We start from the raw sequence: 19,559 nt of genomic DNA on the forward strand, positions 1-19,559 counted from the left end.
CTCGGGTTCCGAATCGCGCCGCCGGCCCGACGCAATTGCCAAGACTTTTCCCTAATCCTGCCGCGAAGCGCGTCTATGCCTGCCCTGTCACGCCCGAAAACAAGGGCCCGAACGGAGGCGGATCACACGATGAAACCCCGACACAAGCAGCGCATTGCCGGGATCGTCGACCGGGCAGAACGGTTTTTCGGCGAACCCGTGGTGCGCGCCACGGCCCCTGGCGGCGAGGGCCGCTCGAGCTATCGGCTGATCTTCAAGGACCGCACGGTGATCGCCACCCTGCGTCCGAACTTCCGCCGCACCCATCTCGAGGCCTTCGTGCTCAGGCGGCTGACCCGAGAGGGCTCTGACACCCCGGAATGCCTCGGCGTCGATGGCGAGCTGATGTTCCAGTCGGATGTCGGCGGCGAAAGGCTCAACCTCGCGATTGCCGAGGCCGCGCCGGAGCGCCGTCTCGACCTCGCACAAGAGGCCGTGGCGGCGATCTTCCGCATCCAGGAGGCCGGCCGCAGGCAAGAGCTGCACAACGCCCTGCCGCATCTCGGCCAGAACCGCGACTGGATCAACAACCTGGTACAGTCGACCGACGCGCTGGCCGAGTTCTCGCAGGGCCGCGCCGCCGGGCTCGACCATGCCGCGCTGGCCACTGCACTGGCTTGTCCAGGCCGGCAGTTCGTCAAGTGGGATTGCCGCTCTGGCAATGCCGCGATCGGTGCCGACGGCCGGCTGCGCTGGTTCGATTTCGAATATTCCGGCGCCCGCCACGGCGCCGAGGACATCGCCTGGCTGATCGGCGACGAAGCCTGGCCGCTGAGCCCGGCAGCGATGGAGCAGGTGGTGATCGACTGTTTCGATCCCGGCTGCGGCCATGACCGCGACGCCTATCTCGATTACCTCGCCTTCTACCTGACCTTTCACTGCATCCAGCGCTTCAAGCTGATCGTCAAGGAAGCCCGCAAGCGCGGCTGGATCGCCAAGGCGCGGGTGCGCAAGTATGACGATGCCGGGGTGCACCCGGAATTCGCGGTGCAGATCTGCCGCGTCGGCGCCTATTTCGCCGCCCGCCGCCCGGAGACCGCCGCCATCGGCCGCGATTTCGAAGAGACCGGCGCGGTCTTCCTCAACATCCTCAAGGACGGCCTGCGACAGGCCGAAACGGTGACCGCATGACCCTGCATCCGCCCGCTGGCCCCGACCACACGACCGCCGACGCCACCCGGCCAGACCCCACAGGCTCCGAGCGCCCGCGCCGCGAGCGGATCGGGCCCGAATCCGTCCTCCCCGATCCCGTCCTGCCTGAAGCCGCTTTGCCAGAGTCCGATTTGCCAGACTCCGGTTTGCCAGACTCCGGTTTGCCCGATCCCCTCCCGCATGACGACCCCGCGCCAGAAATCCCACGCACCGCCGCCCCGGCCGGCCTCGTCCTGCGGGTGGTCGATACCGTCGCCGCGCTCGAGGCCCTGCGCCCGGCCTGGCAGGACCTGCAGGCCCGCGACCCGGAGGCCACGATCTTCCTGACATGGGAATGGATGTCTCAGGCCTTCCGCGCCAACCCCTTCCGCTGGTCCGTCCTGGTGGTCGAGGACCCCGGCCGACCGGGCGAGGCGCTCTGCCTGCTGCCGCTGAAATACCGCACCCGCTGGAGCCGCTCGCGCCAGGAATTCCAGACCGAGCTCGAGGCCGGCGGCCGCCTGCTGTGGAGCGAATACACCGGCTTTCTCTGCCACCCGGAGCACGAGGCGGCGGCGCTGGCGGCGGTGACCGACCATCTCGCGGCAATGCCCTGGGTGCGGTTCTCCATGCGCTACGTGGCGCAGGACCGCCGCTGCCGGATGTTCACCGAGGCTTTCGCGGCGCGCGGGTTCGACGTGGCCTACAAGGACTACCTGATCAACAAGAAGACCACCGACAACCTGCTCTGCCCGCAGGTCGACCTGCCGGAGGACTTCGCCGGCTACCTCGCCAATCAGGTCAGCGCCAACCGGCGGCAGAAATACGCCAGGCTCAAGCGCGACCAGCTCGACAGCGGCGCGATGCGCATCACCCACGCCGAGGGCGCGCAGTTCGACGCCGGTCTCGACGCGATGATCGCCCTGTGGAAACTGCGCTGGCAGGAGCAGAAAGGCGCCAAGACCGCCGAGCGCGTCGCCGGCAACTACCGCGACGTGATGCAGGCCGCACATGAGATCGGCGCCGCCTTCCTGCCGATCCTGTGGAAGGACGACCGCCCCGTCGGCGCCCTCGGCCATGTGATCGACCGGCAAAGCGGCGTGGCGCATTTCATCGCCGGTGGCCGCGATCCGGCGGCCGAGGAAAAGGGCATCGGCCAGCTGCTGCATTTCCACAGCATCGACTGGGCAATCGGCGAAGGGCTGATCTGCTACGATTTCTGCCACGGCAACGAGCGCTACAAGTACAGCTACGGCGCGGTCGACACACCGGTGCTCTATTTCGAGATCAAGCGCCCCGACCACGACCCGGCGCTGGCCTTCGATTTCATCTGCGCCGGCGCGGCGCTGGAGCGGATGCAGGAGTTCCTGAAGAAGGGCAAGACCGACGAGGCGATCAAGGCCTGCGCCCAGCTTGCCCGGGTGCTGTCCTGAGCTCAGGGCCGGTCCGAGAGCAGCCGAAGCAGGATATGGCTCTGGTGATCCTGACCGCCAAAGAACACCGCCAGCACCCGCAGAAGCTGCCGGCTGTCGTCGGTGTCGAAATAGATCACCGCGCGGCCCTTGGTGACATTCCGCAGCCCGGGGCCGAGATGCGGGCGCAGCGTGCCCTGATGCGGCGCGCGGCCCAGCCCGTCCAGCGCCGTCTCGATCTCGTCCAGCCGTGCCTCGGCCAGCGCAAAGGCGCGCTCGGGGCTTTCGCCGAAGCCCTCGGCCGCCGACAGCAGAAACTCGAAGATCAGCTCGAGATCGCGCGCGACCCCCGCCGCGCGCCGCACCTCATAGACCACGCTCGGCCCGCTTGCGGGCGATCATCGCCCGGGTGCGCGCCCGACCCTCCTCGGGCGTGACAAAGCCGCCGCCCTGCCGCTCGGCCAGCAGCGCGCGCAGCGCATCGGTGGTCTCCGACTGGCTGCGCAACAGCTCGAGCCCCTGCTGCAAGACGGCGCTGAGGCTGGGATAGCGCCCCTCGGCCACCAGCGACCGGGCATAGGCCTCCTGCGCCTCGGTCAGCGAAATCGATGCTTTCACGCTCATGTCAGCCTCCCAATGCTACCCAGTAGCATATAGGCCCCCGCCCCTGCCCCGGTCAACGCCCTCGGCAGCCAAGCCGCAGTCGGCAGTTTTCTCGCCCCGCTGCCTTTGCGTCGCCCGGCCAAGCGGCTAAGCATACCATGACCGTCAGCCCCCCGAGGACCCCCATGACCCTGCCCCCGATGAAGCTCGCCAGCGACCGCGAGATCACAGCGCCGCCGCTCACGCAATTCCTGGCCGATCAGGCCGGCGAGGACCCCGAGCGTCAGGCGCTTGCCCGCGTCGTCCGCACCTTTGCCCGCGCCGCGATTCCGCTGGCCGCGCGGCTGGGCCAGGGCCGTCTGCCAGGCGACCCCACAGCCATCGTCGGCACCAACGAATCCGGCGACAAGCAAAAGGCGCTCGACATGGCGGCGCATGACTATCTGGTCGAGGCGCTGCGCGAGGTCTCGGTGGCGCGCGTGCTGTCGGAGGAATCCGAGCAGGTGATCGAGCTCGACCCCGAGGGGCTGTTCGATGTGGCGATGGACCCGATCGACGGCTCCGGCAGCATCGGCATCGGCGCACCGCTGGGCGCGCTGTTCTGCGTCTTTCCCGCCGGCGAGACCTTCCTGAGGCCCGGCCGCGAGGTGATCGCCGCCGGCTACGTCTCCTTCGGCCATTCGGTCGACATGGGCTTTTCCATGGGCCGGGGCGTCGCCATCGCCACGCTCGATCAGGCCAGCGGGCTGTTCTACGTCGACGACCAGGAGGTCGCGATCAAGGAAGAGACCTCGGTGGTGGCCTTCAACGCCTCGAACATCCGCCGCTGGACCGCGCCGCTGCAATATTACGCCGAAGACCTGCTGCGTGGCCCCGAGGGCGCGCGCGGACGCGAGTTCAACATGCGCTGGATCGCGGCGGCGGTGGGCGATGTGCACCGGGTGTTGCGCTCTGGCGGCATGTTCCTCTACCCGGCCGACCGCCGGCCGGGCTACGAGGAAGGCTACCTGCGGCTGGCCTACGAGGCCTTTCCCATTGCCTACCTGATGGAACAGGCCGGCGGCGCGGCCAGCGACGGCTTCACCCCGATCCTTGACCTGGTGCCGGGCCACCTGCACGACCGGGTGCCGCTGTTCTTCGGCAGCCGGGCCGAGGTCGCAGTGCTCGAAGGCTACCTGTCGAAATAGGCCCCGGAACGCTCCGGTCAGCAGGCCGGCGGTCGGTCTCGCCGACCGCCTTGGCCACCCGCCCGCGCGCCACGCCGCAAGGCTGCGCGGCGGGCCAAGGCCTCGTCAGGGGCTCGCCGCGATGAACCGCTCGCCCCTCAGCGCACCTCAATCCCCTGCCCCCGCTACCAACAGGCCTCGGCCTTCATTGCCACCGGCCCGCCGTCGCGCGCGGTCCAGAGCCGCAGAGCCTCCCCGTCCTCCTGCGCGTGCAGGCTGAACGCCGCGTCGTCGAACAGCGGCGACAGCGACCGAAAGGCAAACCGCGCCGGTGCCCGCCCGGCGATCTCCTCGGCCATCTGGCACAGCAGCGTCGCCTGCAGGGGCCCGTGCACCACCAGCCCGGGATAGCCCTCGGTCTTTGTGCAGAACTGCCGGTCATAATGGATGCGGTGGCCGTTGAACGTAAGCGCCGAATAGCGAAACAGCAGCGTCGGATGCGGCACCACCCGGCGGCCGTGCCCGCCCTGCTCCGCCGGAGCCCCTGCCCCGCCGGGCGGACCGCCGCGCGCCACGTCGCGATAGACGAGATCCTGTCGTTCGCTGACCACACGCCGCCCGCCGGCGCTGATCTCATGCTCCACTGTGACGAAACACAGCGCCCCCGACCGCCCCTGCTTGAGCGCCACATCGGCGATCACCGAATGGCGGCGCACCGTCTCGCCGATCCGGATCGGCGCGTGAAAGGTGAACGCCCCGCCGGCCCACATCCGCCGTGGCAGCGGCACCGGCGGCAGAAAGCCCCCCAGCGCCGGATGCCCGTCGCGCCCCAGTGCTGCCATCGGCGCCACCGGTTGTGCCAGAGAGAGATGGATCAGCAGCGGCGCCGCATCACCCTCGGCCAGTCCCGAGCTGCGGTCGAAAGTGGCATTGAACTCTGCCACTTTCCGCGCCGAAAGCCGCTCGCTGTCGCAAGCCTCACGGCCGATCCAGCTTTGCAGGTGCGCGATGTCCATATTCATCTCTCCAATGCCACCCTTGGCAGCGCCAGGCAGACACGGGCCATCAGCGCCGGGACCTCGCCGCCGGCCAATCCCGAGCTGCAGTCGAAGGGGGCATTGAACTCCGCCACCGTCCGGGCCGAAAGCTGCGCGCTGTCGCAGGCCTCGCGGCCGAGCCAGCTTTGCAGATGCGCAATGTCCATGCTCATTCCTCCAACGGCGTCAGGGCCGGCACCGGTCCATAGCGGCGCTCTTCCCCCAACTCGCGCGCCCCCGGTGCCGGCAGGCGCAGCGGCCCGTTCGGGCTCTCCACCGTGATCCGGCGCAGGTGCGGATGCGCCGCCAGCCCCGCCATGTCATTGACCGTCGCCAAGGCGATCCCGGCCCGCGCCAGCCGCGCCACCGCCGCCTCGGCGTCGTGGCGCGCGAAAGCCTCGGCCACCACCGCGTCGGTCGCCGCCCGGTTGGCCACCCGCGCCAGGTTGCTGGCAAACCGCGGATCCTCGGCCAGCGCGGCCTCGCCGATGAACTCCTTGCACAGCCGCGCCCATTCCCGATCGGACTGGATCGAGATCAGGATCGGCGCACCGCGCTTCGGCCGGAACACCCCGTAGGGCGCGATCGAGGGATGGGCGAGCCCCACGCGCTGCGGGCTCTGACCGCCCTCGTGGTTGAGCAGCGGCACGGTCAGCCAATCGGCCATCACGTCGAACATCGACACCGACAGATCGGCCCCCTGCCCGGTCACCCCGCGGCGGATCAGCGCCTCGAGCACCGCCGCATGGGCGCTGGCCCCGGTGGCGATATCCACCACCGAGATCCCCACCCGCGCCGGCTCCTGCGGGCCACCGGTGATCGAACAGAGCCCGCTCTCGGCCTGGATCAGCAGATCGTAGGCCTTGCGATCGGCCATCGGCCCGTCCTCGCCGAAACCCGAGATCGAACAGGTCACCAGTCGCGGGTAAGCGGCCCGCAGCCGCGTGCGGCCGAACCCCAGCTTCGCCAGCGCCCCCGGCTTGAGGTTCTGAATCAGCACGTCCGCCCCCGCGATCAACGCCTCCAGCCGCGCCTTGCCGCCTTGCGAGCCGAGATCGAGGGTCACGCTCTCCTTGCCGCGGTTGAGCCAGACGAAATAGCTCGACTGCCCTGCCGCCACATCGTCGTAGCCGCGGGCGAAATCGCCCTCCGGCCGCTCCACCTTGATCACCCGCGCCCCGGCATCGGCCAACCGGCACGAGGCAAAGGGTGCGGCCACCGCCTGTTCCACCGCCACCACGACCAGCCCTTCGAGCGGACGCATCAGAACGACCGCGGCAGGCCGAGCACATGCTCGGCCACGTACGACAGGATCAGGTTGGTCGAGATCGGCGCCACCTGATAGAGCCGGGTCTCGCGGAACTTGCGCTCCACGTCATACTCGTCGGCAAAGCCGAAGCCGCCGTGGAACTGGATGCAGGCATTGGCCGCCTCCCAGCTGGCCTTGGCCGCGAGCAGTTTCGCCATGTTGGCCTCTGCCCCGCAGGGCCGCCCGGCGTCATAGAGCGCGCAGGCCTTCCAGCGCATCAGGTTGGCCGCCTCGACCTCGATGAAGGCCTCGGCAATCGGGAACTGCACCCCCTGGTTCTGCCCGATCGGTCGGCCAAAGACCTCGCGTTCGCGCGCATAGGCGGTGACCTTGTCGGTGAACCAGTAGCCATCGCCAATGCATTCGGCGGCGATCAGCGTGCGCTCGGCATTCAGCCCGGTGAGGATGTACTTGAACCCCTTCCCCTCCTCGCCAATCAGGTTCTCCTCGGGGATCTCGAGATTGTCGAAGAACAGCGCGCTGGTCTCGTGGTTGACCATGTTGGCGATCGGCGTGACCTCCATGCCGCGCTCCATCGCCGCGCGGATATCGACCAGAAAGATCGACAGCCCCTCGGATTTCTTCGTCACCTCCGACAGCGGCGTCGTGCGCGCAAGAAGGATCATGTAATCCGAATGCTGCACCCGCGAGATCCAGACCTTCTGACCGTTCACCACATACCTGTCACCGCGTTTCACCGCCGTTGTCTTGATCTTCGTGGTGTCGGTGCCGGTGGTGGGCTCGGTCACCCCCATCGACTGCAGTCGCAGCGCGCCGCTGGCGATCTGCGGCAGGAACCGCCGCCTCTGCGCTTCGGAGCCGTGCCGCACCAGCGTGGTCATGTTGTACATCTGGCCATGGCAGGCCCCGGAATTGCCGCCAGCCCGGTTGATCTCCTCCATGATCACCGAGGCTTCGGCCAGCCCCAGCCCCGATCCGCCATAGTCCTCTGGGATCAGAGCCCCCATCCAGCCCTCGGCGGTGAGCGCCGCGACAAACGCCTCGGGATAGCCGCGTTCGGCATCGACCTTGCGGTGATAGGCGGCGGGAAACTGGGCACAAAGCGCCTGCACCCCGTCGCGTATCTCCCGATACCCCTCTCCCGGCATTTCCATCGCTTGTCCCTTCCCGACAGCATCCCGACACGCCTCCGGGATAGCCGCCGGGGTGACATCGAACAAATATATGTTTCTAATAGCATAGATATCGTTTTGTTATGGATAGCTCATGGACCTCCGCCAGTTGCGCTACTTCCTCGCCATTGCCGAGGCTGGCTCAATGACCCGCGCCGCGCGGCAGCTTGGCGTGGCGCAGCCGGCGCTGTCGCTGCACGTCAAGACGATGGAGGCGGCGCTCGGGACCCGCCTGTTGATCCGTGCCAAGTCCGGCGTCACCCCGACCGAGGCCGGCGCCCTGTTGATGCGCCGCGCCCGCAGCCTGCTCGACGATCTGGCCCGCACCGAGGATGACATCCGCACCCTTGCCGCAGACCCCGCCGGCGAGGTGCGCCTCGGCCTGCCGGGCACCATCGGCACGCTGATCGCCCTGCCGCTGATCGAGGCCGCGCGCGCGCGGTTTCCCCGCATCCGGCTGACGATCGCCGAGGCGATGAGCGGGTTCATTGCCGGCTGGCTGGAAGAGGGCCGCGTCGACCTCGCGGTGCTCTACACCCCCTCCACCGCTCCCGGTGTAGTCTCGACCCTGCTGCTGGAGGAGGAGCTTGCGCTGCTCTGGTCGCCCGACACCGCGCGCCCCTGCGATCTCGGCCTTGCCGCGCTGCGCGAGGTGCCGCTGGTGCTGCCCAGCGGCATGCATGGGTTGCGCCGGCTGGTCGACCGCGCCTGCGCCGACGCGGGCTTCGCTCCGACGGTGGCCATCGAGATCGATTCCTACGCCACGATCAAGCGTCTGGTGGCGGCGGGCCACGGCGCCTCGATCCTGCCGATCCACGCGGTGCAGCCGGAGGCCGCAGCCGGCACCTTGGCGATGAGCCCGCTCGCCCCGCCGGGCCTGTGGCGCGGTGTCTGGCTGGCGCATCCCTCCGGCCGCCCCGCCAGCCGTGCCGGCGAGGCGATCCTCGCGCTCACCACCGAGGTCATTAACACCCTGTTGGCCGACCGCACCTCTTGCTACTGGAACCTACAGCCAATCCAGACGTGTCATCTCCCATCACCAAGCGCCACCCGCCTGATCCCGACCCCCGCACGGATATACACATTCTAACTATTGAATATTAAACGCGCTGGCCCTCTTCTGATCCAAGGCGTGGCATGATCCGCCCAAGGACGAGGAAGCGACCCGATGGCAACCACCTTCACCCCTTGGCTGTCACTGGGCGGCGGCCTGGTGATCGGCGCCGCGGCGGTTCTGCAATGGCCGCATCGCCGGGATCAGCGGGCTGACTTCGCGGCTCTTTGCCCGCAAGACCGACGGTGAGGCGCGCGGCGTGTTGCCGCTCTTCGACAGGCGGTTCCGTCTGCCTGACAACAGCGACACCGACCCGAAACTGCTGACCGGCGCCGCCCTCTTCGGCCTCGGCTGGGGCTTGGGCGGCTTCTTCCCCGGTCCGGCGCTGACCGCCCGCCCCTCGCCGCCAGCGGCACCTTGATCTTCGTGCCCGCCATGTTGGCCGGCATGTGGCTCGCCTGCCGTGCTGGCAGCTTCCCCAATCCCTTCGCAAAAGGCGCGACCCAATAAGCAAGGCCCTCGACACGCCGGTCGTCCGCCACTCTGCCTCGACCGGCGCCGGCAGCCCCGATGTCTGGGGCATCTACGAGCCCGACACCGGGTCGATCCAGCACATCTGCGCCGACCCCGAGACCCGGAAGGCGGCGCTGATCGACGTGGTCTGGAACTTCGACCCCAAGACCTACCGCTTCTCGACCGGGAGCATGGACCAGGTGCTCGACCTCGTCCGCGACAAGGGGCTGACCGTGCAATGGGTGCTCGACACCCATCCCCCCGCCGATCACGTGATGGCCTCGGCGCAGCTCAAGGAGCGCACCGGCGCGCCCAACGCAATCGGTGCCATGGTCCCCGAGATCGCGCAGATCTGGGCCGACCTCTACAACCTGCCAGAGGCCTTCGACCCCGCCCGCGACGTCGACCACCTGTTCGAGACCGGCAAGACCTTCGCGCTCGGCGCGCTCGAGATGCGCGGGATGCTCTCGCCCGGGCACACCCTGGGCTCGATCACCTTTGTCTGCGGCGACGCGGCCTTTGTGCATGACCGCTGATGCAGGCCTATGTCGGCACCTCGCGGTCGGACTTTCCGGGCGGCAAGACCGCCGAGCTCTGGGAGACGATCCAGGAGATCCTCGCCCTGCCGGCTGACACGCGGCTGTTCGTTGGCCATGACTACGGCACCGACGACCGCGACGAACCTGAGTGGGAGGCCACCGTCGCCCGCCACAAGGCCGAGAACCCGGATGTAAAGGATGGCACCGACCGCGACGACTTCATCGAGCGGCGCCAGAAGCGCGACGCCACCCTCGCCCTGCCCGACCGGATCCTCGCGGCCCTGCAGATCAACCTGCGCGGCGGGCGCCTGCCCCCGGCCGAGGATGATGGTCATCATTACCTGAAGCTGCCGGTCAACCGGTTCGACTGACCTGCGGCGCGGGCCTCACCCTGCCCGCTTGCGGATGTTGGTCGCCGGCTTTTGCGGGCCCGACCCTTGAGCCACGCGGGGGCGGAAAAATTGTCAGCTGACAATTTCCCGAACATCACCTTCTGTCCTGCGCCCGATCCAGAATTGTCAGCTGACAATTTTCGGCCCCGAGCAGCCCAGGACCATGCCGCGCAGGTTCAGCTGGCCGGTTTCGGCGCGTTTGACGAGCGCTCTCAGGTAGCCGCCGGGGTTGCGGATCTGGTGGCTTTTCTCGAGCATGCAGAGCACGACCGTCGCGGTGCGTTCCGGTCCGAGAGTGCGCAGGGCGAGCTGATAGATCGGTGGCGCTATGCCAAGCATCTGGTGCAGACGACCGGCGATGCCGATCACCGAATGCCAGGTCGGGATGGTTTCGGGAAAGTAGCTTTTGTATTCCTTGCAATGCGCCAGCAGTTCGCCAACCGCGGGCGGTTCGGCGTTTGTCTCGGGCGGCGCACTACTTACTAGGATTTTCTTATTTGTACTCTGTATGTGCCGCTCAGTTTCGCTGTCGCTGGCGCTCATTTCGGGCGCTGAGACGGGCTCTGGCACCGGGTGCGACAGCCTTGGTTCGAGCCTGTCGAGCAGGGCGGTCAGGTCCTCGACGCTGGCCTTGCGGCGCAGGGTCAGGCGCGCGGTCTCGAGCAGCGGATCGGTCGCGTCAGCGGCGTGATCCGCGATCAGCCGGGCGCGGACCAGCGCCAGACGGTCGCGCAGGGCGGCCAGGGTCTCGCGCCGGGTCCGGGCGGTCTCGGCGGCCTGGTGCAGGGCCGTGGCGGCGCGGGCGAGGGGGCTGAGATCGAAGCCGAAGGCCAGCCCCCGGCGCCGGGCGAACCGCTTGCGGTTGGGGCTGTCCTGACGGCTGACAATGCCGCAGGCCACCAGCGTGGCCAGGTGTCGGCGCAGGGTGCTTTCGGGCATGCCGTTCAGGCGTTGCGACAGGGTGGCGTTCGAGGGAAAGACCACCGCGGCGCCGGGCGCATCGGGCAGCGCACGGTCTGGAAAGAAACTGAGCAAGGCGCGCAGCACCCCCAGCGACCGGTGGTTGAGGCCGAAATCCTCGGCCGCCTCGGTCAGCGCGCCAAGCAGCGCCCATTTGTCTGGGCTCGGCGCAGCCGGCTGGGGCTGCCCGAATGCCATTCGGGACATATGTTTCATGTCGATTTTCACGAAAGACAAAAAAATCCCGTCCGCTGACAGGCAGCAGAGTTGACAGGATCAGGCGTGCGGGATTATCTCAAGAGTGCGAGAAATGAGAAGGCTCTCCGGGACCCGTCCTGGGGGGCTTTTTCTTTGTCCTGTGTCGTGCTCCTTTGTCCTGCTCGTTGCTCTCAGTCTTCCGACCGTTCGTTGATCCAGCGGTCGTAAAGCTCTTGCATCACCGCCTCGGCCTGTTGGTCGAGCCAGCGGGGAAACTCGGGGGCATCCCCGGCGGGGATGGTCAGCACAAGGCCAGTGTCGCTTGACTTGACCTTGGCGAGGGGAAAGCCCGAAGGGCTCATCACCTTGCGCGCTGGCGGGGCAGGGCGCTTGGCGGGTTTTGGCGCGGGGGCCCCGGTGGCCCAGGCCAGCACCTGCTCGAAGCGGGCATCGGATCCGTCGATGCCGCTGAGCATCGGCAGGCGGGCCTCGACGCGGTCGGCGCTGTCGGGGGTCTTCATCGCCTCGGCCAGTTTCATCCAGCGGTCGCGGCCGATGCCCGGAGCAGAGCCGATCTGCACGAGGAAATCCACCGCGAAGGCGCGGCCGACCTTGAGCATCCGGCTGACCATCGGCAGGTCCATCGACAGCGCCGCGGCGATTGTCTGCCGGTCATAGTCGAGCGCGTCGAGCTGGGCGGCGAAACTGGCCTTTTCGATAAAGGAGAGATCCTGTCGGGCGGTGTTTTCCTGGCCCTGGGCCAGCACCAGCGCGTGGTCGTCGAGCTGCCGCACCATCGCCTTGACCGGCAGGCCAAGCTCGCGCAGGGCAAGCACCCGGCGGCGGCCATAGACGATCTCGTAGCGGCCGGGGGCGTTCGGACGCGGGCGGACCAGCACCGGCACCTGCTGGCCGTAGGTGCGCAGCGACTCCTTGAGCGCGGCGTCGGCCTGCAGATCGGTGCCCAGCCTGTCGGCGACGCCGGCGCTGTGGATCAGCTGCGGGTCGATCTCCTGCACCGCGTTCTCCTGCAGCCGGGTCAGCGAGCTTTGCAGCGCCCCGACGGCGCCGCGCGGGGCCGGGGCAGAGGACGGGGCAGGGGCCTCGGGGCTGTTGCGGCGTTGCGGGGTGTCACCGCCCAGACCGGAGAGAATGCCTTTTCTTGCCATCAGTCACGCCCCCATGCTTGCTGAACCAGAAATTCGATCTCGTCATTGACCGCGTTGAGGGATTCGACCGCGCGGTCATAGGTTGAGCGGTGAAAGGCGCTGCGCTCGACCTCGTAGATCGTCTGCTGGGTCAGGCCGGCGTCGGAAATCGCGGTGGATTTCAGCATCGGCGAGACCATCACCTCCTTGTCGAAGAGCTGGCGCAGGAAGGCCACCACCTGTTGCTGCGGCCCGTCGGAGGGCTCGTAGCGGTTGATCAGGAAGCGCAGGAAGTCGAAATCCATCCGGGCGCCGGCGTTCGACACCACGTCGAGCAGGTCGGCGCTCATCTGCAGGAACTGCGACATCGAGGCGACGTCGAGCATGTTGGGCACCACGGTGATCAGCACGCCGGTGGACGCGCAGAGCGCCGACATGGTGAGATAGCCGAGCTGCGGCGGGCAGTCGAAGATGATCACGTCATAGTCGGCCTCGACCTCCTGCAACGCGGCCGCCATGCGGGCAAAGAACGCCGGCTGCAGGTTCTGGCGCAGCGCGGTGGGGGTCTCGTGCTCGAACTCCTGCAGGATCAGCCCGCCGGGGGCGAGGTCGAGCCCGGTGAAGAAGGTTTTCTGCACGATCGAGGAAAACGGCACCGGGTTTTCATAGCGGATGGCGTCATAGATCGAGCCGGAGTGCAGGAAATCAACCTCTGGTTGATAGCCGAACAGCGTGGTGAGCGAGGCCTGCGGGTCGATGTCGACCGCCAGCACGCGGTAGCCCTTGAGCGCGAAGCGCTGGGCCGCGTGGATGGCGCTGGTGGTCTTGCCGGAGCCGCCCTTGAAGTTGAGGAACGACAGCACCTGCACCTTGTCGCCGGCGCGGCGGCCCTTGAGGTAGGTGCCGGGGGTCTTGGCATTGGCCTCGAGCGTGGCGCGGATGGCGTTGAGGTCGGCGACGGAATAGTAGCGCCGGCCGCCGGCGGTGGCGTGCACGTCGCCGATGCGGCCGTCGAAATGCAGTTTGCGCAGAAAGCTGGTCGAGATGCCGAGCAGGTCGGCGGCCTCGCCGGCGCTGTAGAGACGGAGTTCCTTGCGGGCATCGGGCGCGAAGCTCTTGAGCATGTGCTGCTCGAGCGCCGAGGCGAGACTTTGCGCATTCTCGCGAATGCGACTATTGATGTGGATCGGGTGTTGTCCCGTCATGCTGCTCCGGCCCTCGCTCGGTAACGCTGTTTTCCGCCAACGCTTTATTTATCGTTTCTTTATGCCACTGTTTCGTGATTTGGCAAGAAATTCGTGCCGACCCGGGGGCGAGGCGCGGTGCGGCGGGGCCGGATCCGCTGCGCGCTGGCCTGCATGAGGCGGCGCAAGCCCCTGAAATCCTGTGGATAAACCTGTGAGGCGTTGAAGATCGGCCGGATCCGGCCGCACCGGTCAGGGGCGCGGGACCGGGGCGCCTGCGGCGCGGTTCGGCGAATCGCTTGGGGGGTCTGGTGCCGGCTATCCCCTTGGCGCAGGCTGCAAAAAACCCGGCAGGATGCCGGGTTTCGCGAGTTCGGATCGGGGGGGCTGTCAGGAGCCGGCGCGGTACCAGGCGACAATGGCGCGGCGGGCGGCGGCGTCCATCTCGATGGCATTGGGCGGCGGCATGGCGTGGCTGACGCCGGCCTGCAGGAAGACCTGTTGCGCGTGGCGCGCGACATCGGCCTCGGTCTCGAGAAAGACCCCCTTGGGCGCCCAGTGCAGCCCTTCCCAGACCGGTTCGCGCGCATGGCACATCGAGCAATTGCCGACCACGCTGTCATAAGCCTCGGCAAAGCCCTCGGCCGAGGCGAACTTCTGCTCATAGGGGGTGAGGGCGCGGGACTGTGACTCCTCGTAGCTGTCCATCGCGGGGGCGACCGAGAGCCAGGCGATCAGCAGCATGATGATCACGGTGACGGCCCAGGTCCAGTGCGGCCCCGTGCCGGTGCGGTGCAGGGTGTTGAAATAGTGCCGGATGGTGACGCCGGTGAGGAAGATCAGGCTGGCGATGATCCAGGCATATTCGGTGGCAAAGGCCAGCGGGTAGTGGTTCGACAGCATCAGGAAGACCACCGGCAAGGTCAGGTAGTTGTTGTGGGTCGAGCGCAGCTTGGCGATCTTGCCGTATTTGGCGTCTGGCGTGCGGCCCTCCTGCAGGTCCTTCACCACGATGCGCTGGTTCGGCATGATCTGGAAGAACACGTTGGCGGTCATGATCGTGGCGGTGAAGGCGCCGAGATGCAGCAGCGCGGCGCGGCCGGTGAAGATCTGGTTGTAGCCCCAGGACATCGCCACGAGGATGACGAAGAGCAGCAGCATCAGCAGCGTCGGGGTCTCGCCCAGCCGCGATTTGCACAGGGCGTCATAGGCGATCCAGCCGAGGGTGAGCGAGCCGCCGGAGATCAGGATCGCCTGCCAGAGCGCCAGATCGGCCTTGGTGGGATCGATCAGGAACAGCTCGCCGCCGACCCAGTAGATGATCATCAAGAGCGCCGCGCCCGACAGCCAGGTCGAATAGCTCTGCCATTTGTGCCAGGTCAGATGCGCCGGCATCTCGGCCGGGGCGACCATGTACTTGACGGTGTGGTAGAACCCGCCGCCATGCACCTCCCATTCCTCGCCATGGGCGCCGTCGGGCAGGTTGGGGTTGGGCTTGAGCATCAGGTCGAGCGCGACGAAGTAGAACGAGGCCCCGATCCAGGCCATTGCGGTGATGATATGGAGCCAGCGCACCGAAAAGGCGATCCAGTCCCAGATGATAGCCAGGTCATACATGGCGGGTCTCCAGAGATTCGTGGTTTCGGCCAGACTAGCCGAGGGGTGTTTGTTCTGGTATTGCCGTGAAACACCAAGCAGTCTCAAAGAAAAACGAACAATGTCCTATTTCGACAGCATCCGCACCTTTGTCCGTGTCTACGAATTGGGCAGCATGTCGGCGGCGGGGCGGGATCTGCGCATTTCGCCGGCGGTGACCTCGGCACGGATCGCCCAGCTCGAAGAGCATCTGGGGGTGCGGCTGTTCCAGCGCACCACCCGCTCGCTCAACCCGACGGAACAGGGCGAGTCGTTCTATCGCGGCGCGATCGAGATCCTCGAGGCGGTGGAGAATGCCGAGGCGCAGATCGTCGACATGACCGAGAACCTCAAGGGCTCGCTCTTTGTGGCCGCACCCTTGGGCGTCGGGCGGCGGCTGATTGCGCCGGCGGTGCCGGATTTCCTGAGTGAGTACCCGGAGGTCAGCGTGCGGCTGCGGCTGACCGACCGCAAGGTCGACCTGACCACGGAAGGGCTTGATCTGGCGTTCTTTCTCGGCCAGCCCGAGGACAGCAACCTGCGCATCCGCAAGATCGCCGACGTCGAGCGCATCCTCTGTGCCGCGCCGGCCTATGTGGCCCGGCGGGGGATGCCGGCCAGTGGCCAGGAGATCCTGTCGCAGGGGCATGAATGTCTCAACCTGCGGTTTCCCGGCGCGGCGGAGTTCCAGTGGCGTTTGATGACCAATGGCGGGGCAGAGCGCTTTGCGGTCACCGGGCGCTACGAGTCCGATGACGGTGACGTGCTGACCGACTGGGCGCTGGCGGGAGAGGGGATCGTGATGAAGCCGATCTTCGAGGTCTCGGAGCACCTGAAATCCGGCGCGCTGGTGCCGGTGGCGGTCGAGACGCCGCCCGCGCCGGTGCAGATGGCCTGCCTGTTCACCCACCGCCGGCGGCAGGACCCCAAGACGCGGCTGTTCATGGATTTCATCATCGACCGGATCGGCGCGACGGTGAGGGATGCGGCGGAGGGCTGAGCCGGACGTGAGGGGCGAGGTCCCGGATCGGGGTCCGGGACGCGAGGGTGAGGGCGCGCGCAGGCGCCTCAGCTGCCGCGGTAGGTGCTGTAGCCGAAGGGCGAGAGCAACAGCGGCACGTGGTAATGCGCGGGTTCTGACATGCCGAAGCGCAGCGGGATCACGTCGAGGAACCGTGGCGCCTCGGGCGGGGTGCCGCAGGCATCCAGATAGGCACCGGCGTGGAACACCAGCTCGTAGCTGCCGGTCGCGAACTCTGCCTCCGGCAGGATCTGCGCGTCGGTGCGGCCATCGTCATTGGTGACCAGCGTCCGGAGATGCGTCCGGGTCTCGCCCTCGATCCGGAACAGCTCGATTTTCAGGCCTTCTGCCGGGCAACCTCGGGCAGTGTCGAGAACATGGGTGGTCAGATAGCCGGTCACGGGCGTGCCTCCTGTTTTTCACTTGCACCTGTGTAACCGCCAAGGCCTGTCTGACACAAATGGCAGGGCACAAGATGCTCCTTCCAATTTTATTTGAAAAACAACCGGGATTTTCTGCCCTATGAAGGGGCAAGACCAGAAGGAGTACCACATTGACACGTTATCCGCGCGACATGATCGGCTATGGTCCCCGCATTCCGGACGCCAGGTGGCCCGGCGGCGCCAAACTCGCGGTGCAATTCGTGCTGAACTATGAAGAGGGCGGCGAGAACTGCGTGTTGCATGGCGATGCCGCCTCCGAGGCCTTTCTGTCGGACATCCCCGGTGCCGCGATGTGGCCGGGGCAGCGCCACTGGAACATGGAATCGATCTATGAATACGGCGCGCGGGCCGGCTTTTGGCGGCTGCACCGGCTGTTCACCGAAAGGGCCATCCCGCTGACGATCTATGGCGTCGCCTCGGCGCTGGCCCGCTCGCCCGAACAGGTGGCGGCGATGAAGGAGGCCGGCTGGGAGATCGCCAGCCACGGGCTGAAATGGGTCGAGCACAAGGACATGCCCGAGGCCGAGGAGCGCGCGGCGATTGCCGAGGCGATCCGGCTGCACACCGAGGTGACGGGCGAAGCGCCGCGCGGCTGGTACACCGGGCGCTGCAGCGAGAACACGGTGCGGCTGGCGGCCGAGACCGGGCAGTTCGCCTATATCTCTGACACCTATGACGATGACCTGCCGTATTGGCGCGAATATGGCGACCGGGACCAGCTGATCATTCCCTATACGCTCGAGGCCAATGACATGCGCTTTGCCACCGCGCCGGGCTGGGTCACGGGCGAGGACTTCGGCTCCTACCTGCGCGATGCCTTTGACACGCTTTACGAAGAGGGACAGGCGGGGGCGCCCAAGATGATGTCGATCGGGCTGCACTGCCGGTTGATCGGACGACCGGGCAAGATCGCGGCACTCAAGCGGTTCATCGACCATATTCAGGGCTTTGACGATGTCTGGTGCCCGACGCGGCTGGAGATTGCCGAGCATTGGGCCGAGCATCATCCGCATCAGCGCCGGGAGCGGCCCAGCGCGATGGGCAAGGGTGATTTCGTGGCGCGCTTTGGTGGCATCTTCGAACATTCGGACTGGGTTGCCGCGGGGGCGCATGACCTCGAGCTGGGGCCGGCGCATGATACCGCGACGGGGTTGCACAATGCGCTTTGCCGGGTGTTCCGCAGCGCCGATGACGCGCGGCGGCTGGGGGTGCTGACCGCGCACCCGGATCTGGCCGGCAAGCTGGCGGCGGCGGGGCGGCTCACTGCCGAGAGCAGCGCCGAACAGGCGGGCGCGGGGCTTGATCTGCTGACCGACGAAGAGCGCGAGACCTTTAGCCGGCTCAATACCGAATATGTCGACAAGCACGGCTTTCCCTTCATCATCGCGGTGCGCGACCACGACAAGGCCTCGATCATGGCGGCCTTTGACCGCCGCATCGGCAACGACCGCGAGACCGAATTCGCCGAGGCCTGCCGGCAAGTCGAGCGGATCGCCGCGTTCCGGCTGAAGGACCTGCTGCCATGAGCGCGGTTGAGAGGATCACCGCGCAGCCGGCCGCGGCGGCCGCGATGGCGGGACTGGCCGAGCTGATTGCCTGCGACGGCGCGCCGGACAAGCTGATCAATCAGGACCGCTGCGGGCGGTTTCACGATCTGGCGGGGCTCGACATCATCGACGGCAAGCCCGGCATCAGCCTGTTCAAGTCAGAGGTTTTCGCCCTGCCGTTCCGGCTCGAGATGATGGAGCGGCATCCGCTGGGCTCGCAGGCCTTCGTGCCGATGAGCGACGAAGGCTTTCTGGTGGTGTTGGCCGAGGATGACGATGGAACGCCGGGCACGCCGCGCGCCTTTGTCACCGCGCCGGGGCAGGCGGTCAATATCGGCCGCAACGTCTGGCACGGGGTGCTGACGCCCTTGGGCGGCTCGGGGCTCTTTGCGGTGATCGACCGGATCGGCGACGGCAGCAATCTCGAGGAACACTGGTTCGATACCGCCTTCGAGGTGGTGCCGGGCTGATCACCGGGCCGCCAGGAGGAGGGCGGCCTTCACGCGACAGCTATGGGGAGAGACATAATGGCTGACACATCAATCGGGACACCGGAGCAACTCCGCGACCCGAACTATTTTCCGGGCCTTGCCAAGGGCATCCCGCTGGGCATCCAGCATGTGCTGGCGATGTTCGTCTCGAACGTGACCCCGGCGATCATCGTCGCCGGCGCGGCGGGCTTCGGCTTTGGCTCGGGGTCGGCCGATTTTCCCGAACTGCTCTACCTGATCCAGATGTCGATGCTGTTTGCCGGGCTCGCCACGCTCTTGCAGACCATCACCATCGGCCCGGTGGGCGCGGCGCTGCCGATCGTGCAGGGCACCTCGTTTGCCTTTCTGCCGATCATGATCCCGCTGGTGGCGGGCAAGGGGGTCGACGGGCTGGCGGCGCTGTTCGGTGGCGTGATCATCGGCGGCATCTTTCACGCCTTCATCGGCACTTTCGTCGGCAAGCTGCGCTTTGCCCTGCCGCCGCTGGTGACCGGCCTCGTGGTGACGATGATCGGGCTGGCGCTGGTCAAGGTGGGCATCCAGTACGCCGCCGGCGGCGTCCCGGCGATCGGCACGCCGGAATACGGCAGCCTGCTGAACTGGA

Annotated in this window: 19 protein-coding genes and 2 pseudogenes; 10 read left to right on the forward strand and 11 right to left on the reverse strand. The window is 67.3% G+C overall.

The window, feature by feature from the left end; all coding sequences use genetic code 11:
- The first annotated feature begins 129 nt into the window (after positions 1 to 129).
- Together VOI27_RS17975 and VOI27_RS17980 are read left to right on the forward strand one after the other, a co-directional pair.
- Entirely contained in the window at positions 130 to 1,170 is a 1,041-nt protein-coding gene (locus tag VOI27_RS17975; protein ID WP_323767048.1) for a hypothetical protein, read from the forward strand.
- A gap of 182 nt (positions 1,171 to 1,352) precedes the next feature.
- A complete protein-coding gene (locus VOI27_RS17980) occupies positions 1,353 to 2,603 on the forward strand; it encodes a GNAT family N-acetyltransferase (protein WP_323767049.1) in 1,251 nt (416 codons plus the stop codon).
- 2 nt (positions 2,604 to 2,605) lie between these two features.
- Here the strand turns inward: VOI27_RS17980 and VOI27_RS17985 are convergent, their stop codons facing one another.
- On the reverse strand, positions 2,606 to 2,959 hold the full coding sequence (locus VOI27_RS17985) for a type II toxin-antitoxin system RelE/ParE family toxin (RefSeq protein WP_323767050.1): 354 nt from the start codon (positions 2,957 to 2,959) through the stop codon (positions 2,606 to 2,608).
- Positions 2,949 to 3,206 carry a type II toxin-antitoxin system ParD family antitoxin gene (locus VOI27_RS17990; RefSeq protein ID WP_323767051.1) on the reverse strand — a complete coding sequence of 86 codons (258 nt, stop codon included), beginning with the start codon at positions 3,204 to 3,206 and terminating at the stop codon, positions 2,949 to 2,951. Before VOI27_RS17990 ends, VOI27_RS17985 begins: the two co-directional genes overlap by 11 nt.
- A gap of 164 nt (positions 3,207 to 3,370) precedes the next feature.
- Here VOI27_RS17990 and VOI27_RS17995 point away from each other — a divergent pair, with 164 nt between their 5' ends.
- Entirely contained in the window at positions 3,371 to 4,372 is a 1,002-nt protein-coding gene (locus VOI27_RS17995; protein WP_323767052.1) for a class 1 fructose-bisphosphatase, read from the forward strand.
- A 164-nt stretch (positions 4,373 to 4,536) separates the two neighbouring features.
- On the opposite strand, the gene VOI27_RS18000 is transcribed toward VOI27_RS17995, so the two are convergent.
- Genes VOI27_RS18000 through VOI27_RS18015 form a run of 4 tightly spaced genes read right to left on the reverse strand, consistent with a single transcriptional unit; the run spans position 4,537 to position 7,812 of the window.
- Entirely contained in the window at positions 4,537 to 5,367 is an 831-nt protein-coding gene (locus VOI27_RS18000) for an FAS1-like dehydratase domain-containing protein (protein ID WP_323767053.1), read from the reverse strand.
- A 2-nt stretch (positions 5,368 to 5,369) separates the two neighbouring features.
- Positions 5,370 to 5,555: a hypothetical protein gene (locus tag VOI27_RS18005; protein WP_323767054.1), complete on the reverse strand. Its 186-nt coding sequence runs from the start codon at positions 5,553 to 5,555 to the stop codon at positions 5,370 to 5,372.
- A gap of 2 nt (positions 5,556 to 5,557) precedes the next feature.
- Complete coding sequence (locus VOI27_RS18010) at positions 5,558 to 6,652, reverse strand: CaiB/BaiF CoA-transferase family protein (protein WP_323767055.1); 1,095 nt, start codon at positions 6,650 to 6,652, stop codon at positions 5,558 to 5,560.
- Entirely contained in the window at positions 6,652 to 7,812 is a 1,161-nt protein-coding gene (locus VOI27_RS18015; protein ID WP_323767056.1) for an acyl-CoA dehydrogenase family protein, read from the reverse strand. The genes VOI27_RS18010 and VOI27_RS18015 overlap by 1 nt, the downstream gene beginning before the upstream one ends.
- Positions 7,813 to 7,924: 112 nt before the next feature.
- Here VOI27_RS18015 and VOI27_RS18020 point away from each other — a divergent pair, with 112 nt between their 5' ends.
- The 3 genes and pseudogenes from VOI27_RS18020 to VOI27_RS18030 all read left to right on the forward strand — a co-directional run bounded on the left by VOI27_RS18020 (position 7,925) and on the right by VOI27_RS18030 (position 10,307).
- Entirely contained in the window at positions 7,925 to 8,920 is a 996-nt protein-coding gene (locus tag VOI27_RS18020) for a LysR family transcriptional regulator (RefSeq protein WP_323767057.1), read from the forward strand.
- Positions 8,921 to 8,998: 78 nt separating this feature from the next.
- Positions 8,999 to 9,394 (forward strand): annotated as a pseudogene (locus VOI27_RS18025) (YeeE/YedE family protein).
- Positions 9,391 to 10,307: pseudogene (locus VOI27_RS18030) on the forward strand (MBL fold metallo-hydrolase). Before VOI27_RS18025 ends, VOI27_RS18030 begins: the two co-directional pseudogenes overlap by 4 nt.
- Positions 10,308 to 10,454: 147 nt before the next feature.
- Here VOI27_RS18030 and repC read toward each other — a convergent pair.
- The 4 genes from repC to VOI27_RS18050 form a co-directional block, all read right to left on the reverse strand.
- Complete coding sequence (repC, locus tag VOI27_RS18035; protein WP_323767058.1) at positions 10,455 to 11,504, reverse strand: plasmid replication protein RepC; 1,050 nt, start codon at positions 11,502 to 11,504, stop codon at positions 10,455 to 10,457.
- Between the two features lie 173 nt (positions 11,505 to 11,677).
- Positions 11,678 to 12,655 (reverse strand): plasmid partitioning protein RepB, encoded by a 978-nt coding sequence (repB, locus tag VOI27_RS18040; protein ID WP_323767059.1) that lies wholly within the window; start codon positions 12,653 to 12,655, stop codon positions 11,678 to 11,680.
- The gene (gene repA, locus VOI27_RS18045; protein ID WP_323767060.1) at positions 12,655 to 13,839 is read right to left on the reverse strand and encodes a plasmid partitioning protein RepA; all 1,185 of its coding nucleotides are present in this window, start codon (positions 13,837 to 13,839) and stop codon (positions 12,655 to 12,657) included. Before repA ends, repB begins: the two co-directional genes overlap by 1 nt.
- A 369-nt stretch (positions 13,840 to 14,208) precedes the next feature.
- The gene (locus VOI27_RS18050) at positions 14,209 to 15,435 is read right to left on the reverse strand and encodes a urate hydroxylase PuuD (protein WP_323767061.1); all 1,227 of its coding nucleotides are present in this window, start codon (positions 15,433 to 15,435) and stop codon (positions 14,209 to 14,211) included.
- 100 nt (positions 15,436 to 15,535) lie between these two features.
- Between VOI27_RS18050 and VOI27_RS18055 the strand changes: the two genes are divergently transcribed.
- A complete protein-coding gene (locus VOI27_RS18055; RefSeq protein ID WP_323767062.1) occupies positions 15,536 to 16,453 on the forward strand; it encodes a LysR family transcriptional regulator in 918 nt (305 codons plus the stop codon).
- Between the two features lie 68 nt (positions 16,454 to 16,521).
- On the opposite strand, the gene uraH is transcribed toward VOI27_RS18055, so the two are convergent.
- Positions 16,522 to 16,875 (reverse strand): hydroxyisourate hydrolase, encoded by a 354-nt coding sequence (uraH, locus tag VOI27_RS18060; RefSeq protein ID WP_323767064.1) that lies wholly within the window; start codon positions 16,873 to 16,875, stop codon positions 16,522 to 16,524.
- Between the two features lie 152 nt (positions 16,876 to 17,027).
- Here uraH and puuE point away from each other — a divergent pair, with 152 nt between their 5' ends.
- The 3 genes from puuE to VOI27_RS18075 all read left to right on the forward strand — a co-directional run.
- Positions 17,028 to 18,443, forward strand: coding sequence for an allantoinase PuuE (gene puuE / locus VOI27_RS18065; protein ID WP_323767066.1), 1,416 nt, complete (start codon positions 17,028 to 17,030; stop codon positions 18,441 to 18,443).
- Complete coding sequence (locus VOI27_RS18070; protein ID WP_323767068.1) at positions 18,440 to 18,934, forward strand: ureidoglycolate lyase; 495 nt, start codon at positions 18,440 to 18,442, stop codon at positions 18,932 to 18,934. Before puuE ends, VOI27_RS18070 begins: the two co-directional genes overlap by 4 nt.
- A gap of 57 nt (positions 18,935 to 18,991) precedes the next feature.
- Positions 18,992 to 19,559: solute carrier family 23 protein (locus VOI27_RS18075; protein WP_323767070.1), on the forward strand; the 568-nt coding region annotated here is incomplete at its 3' end.

The sequence above is a fragment of the Marinovum sp. genome (assembly GCF_034669705.1).
Classification (GTDB): Bacteria; Pseudomonadota; Alphaproteobacteria; order Rhodobacterales; family Rhodobacteraceae; genus Marinovum.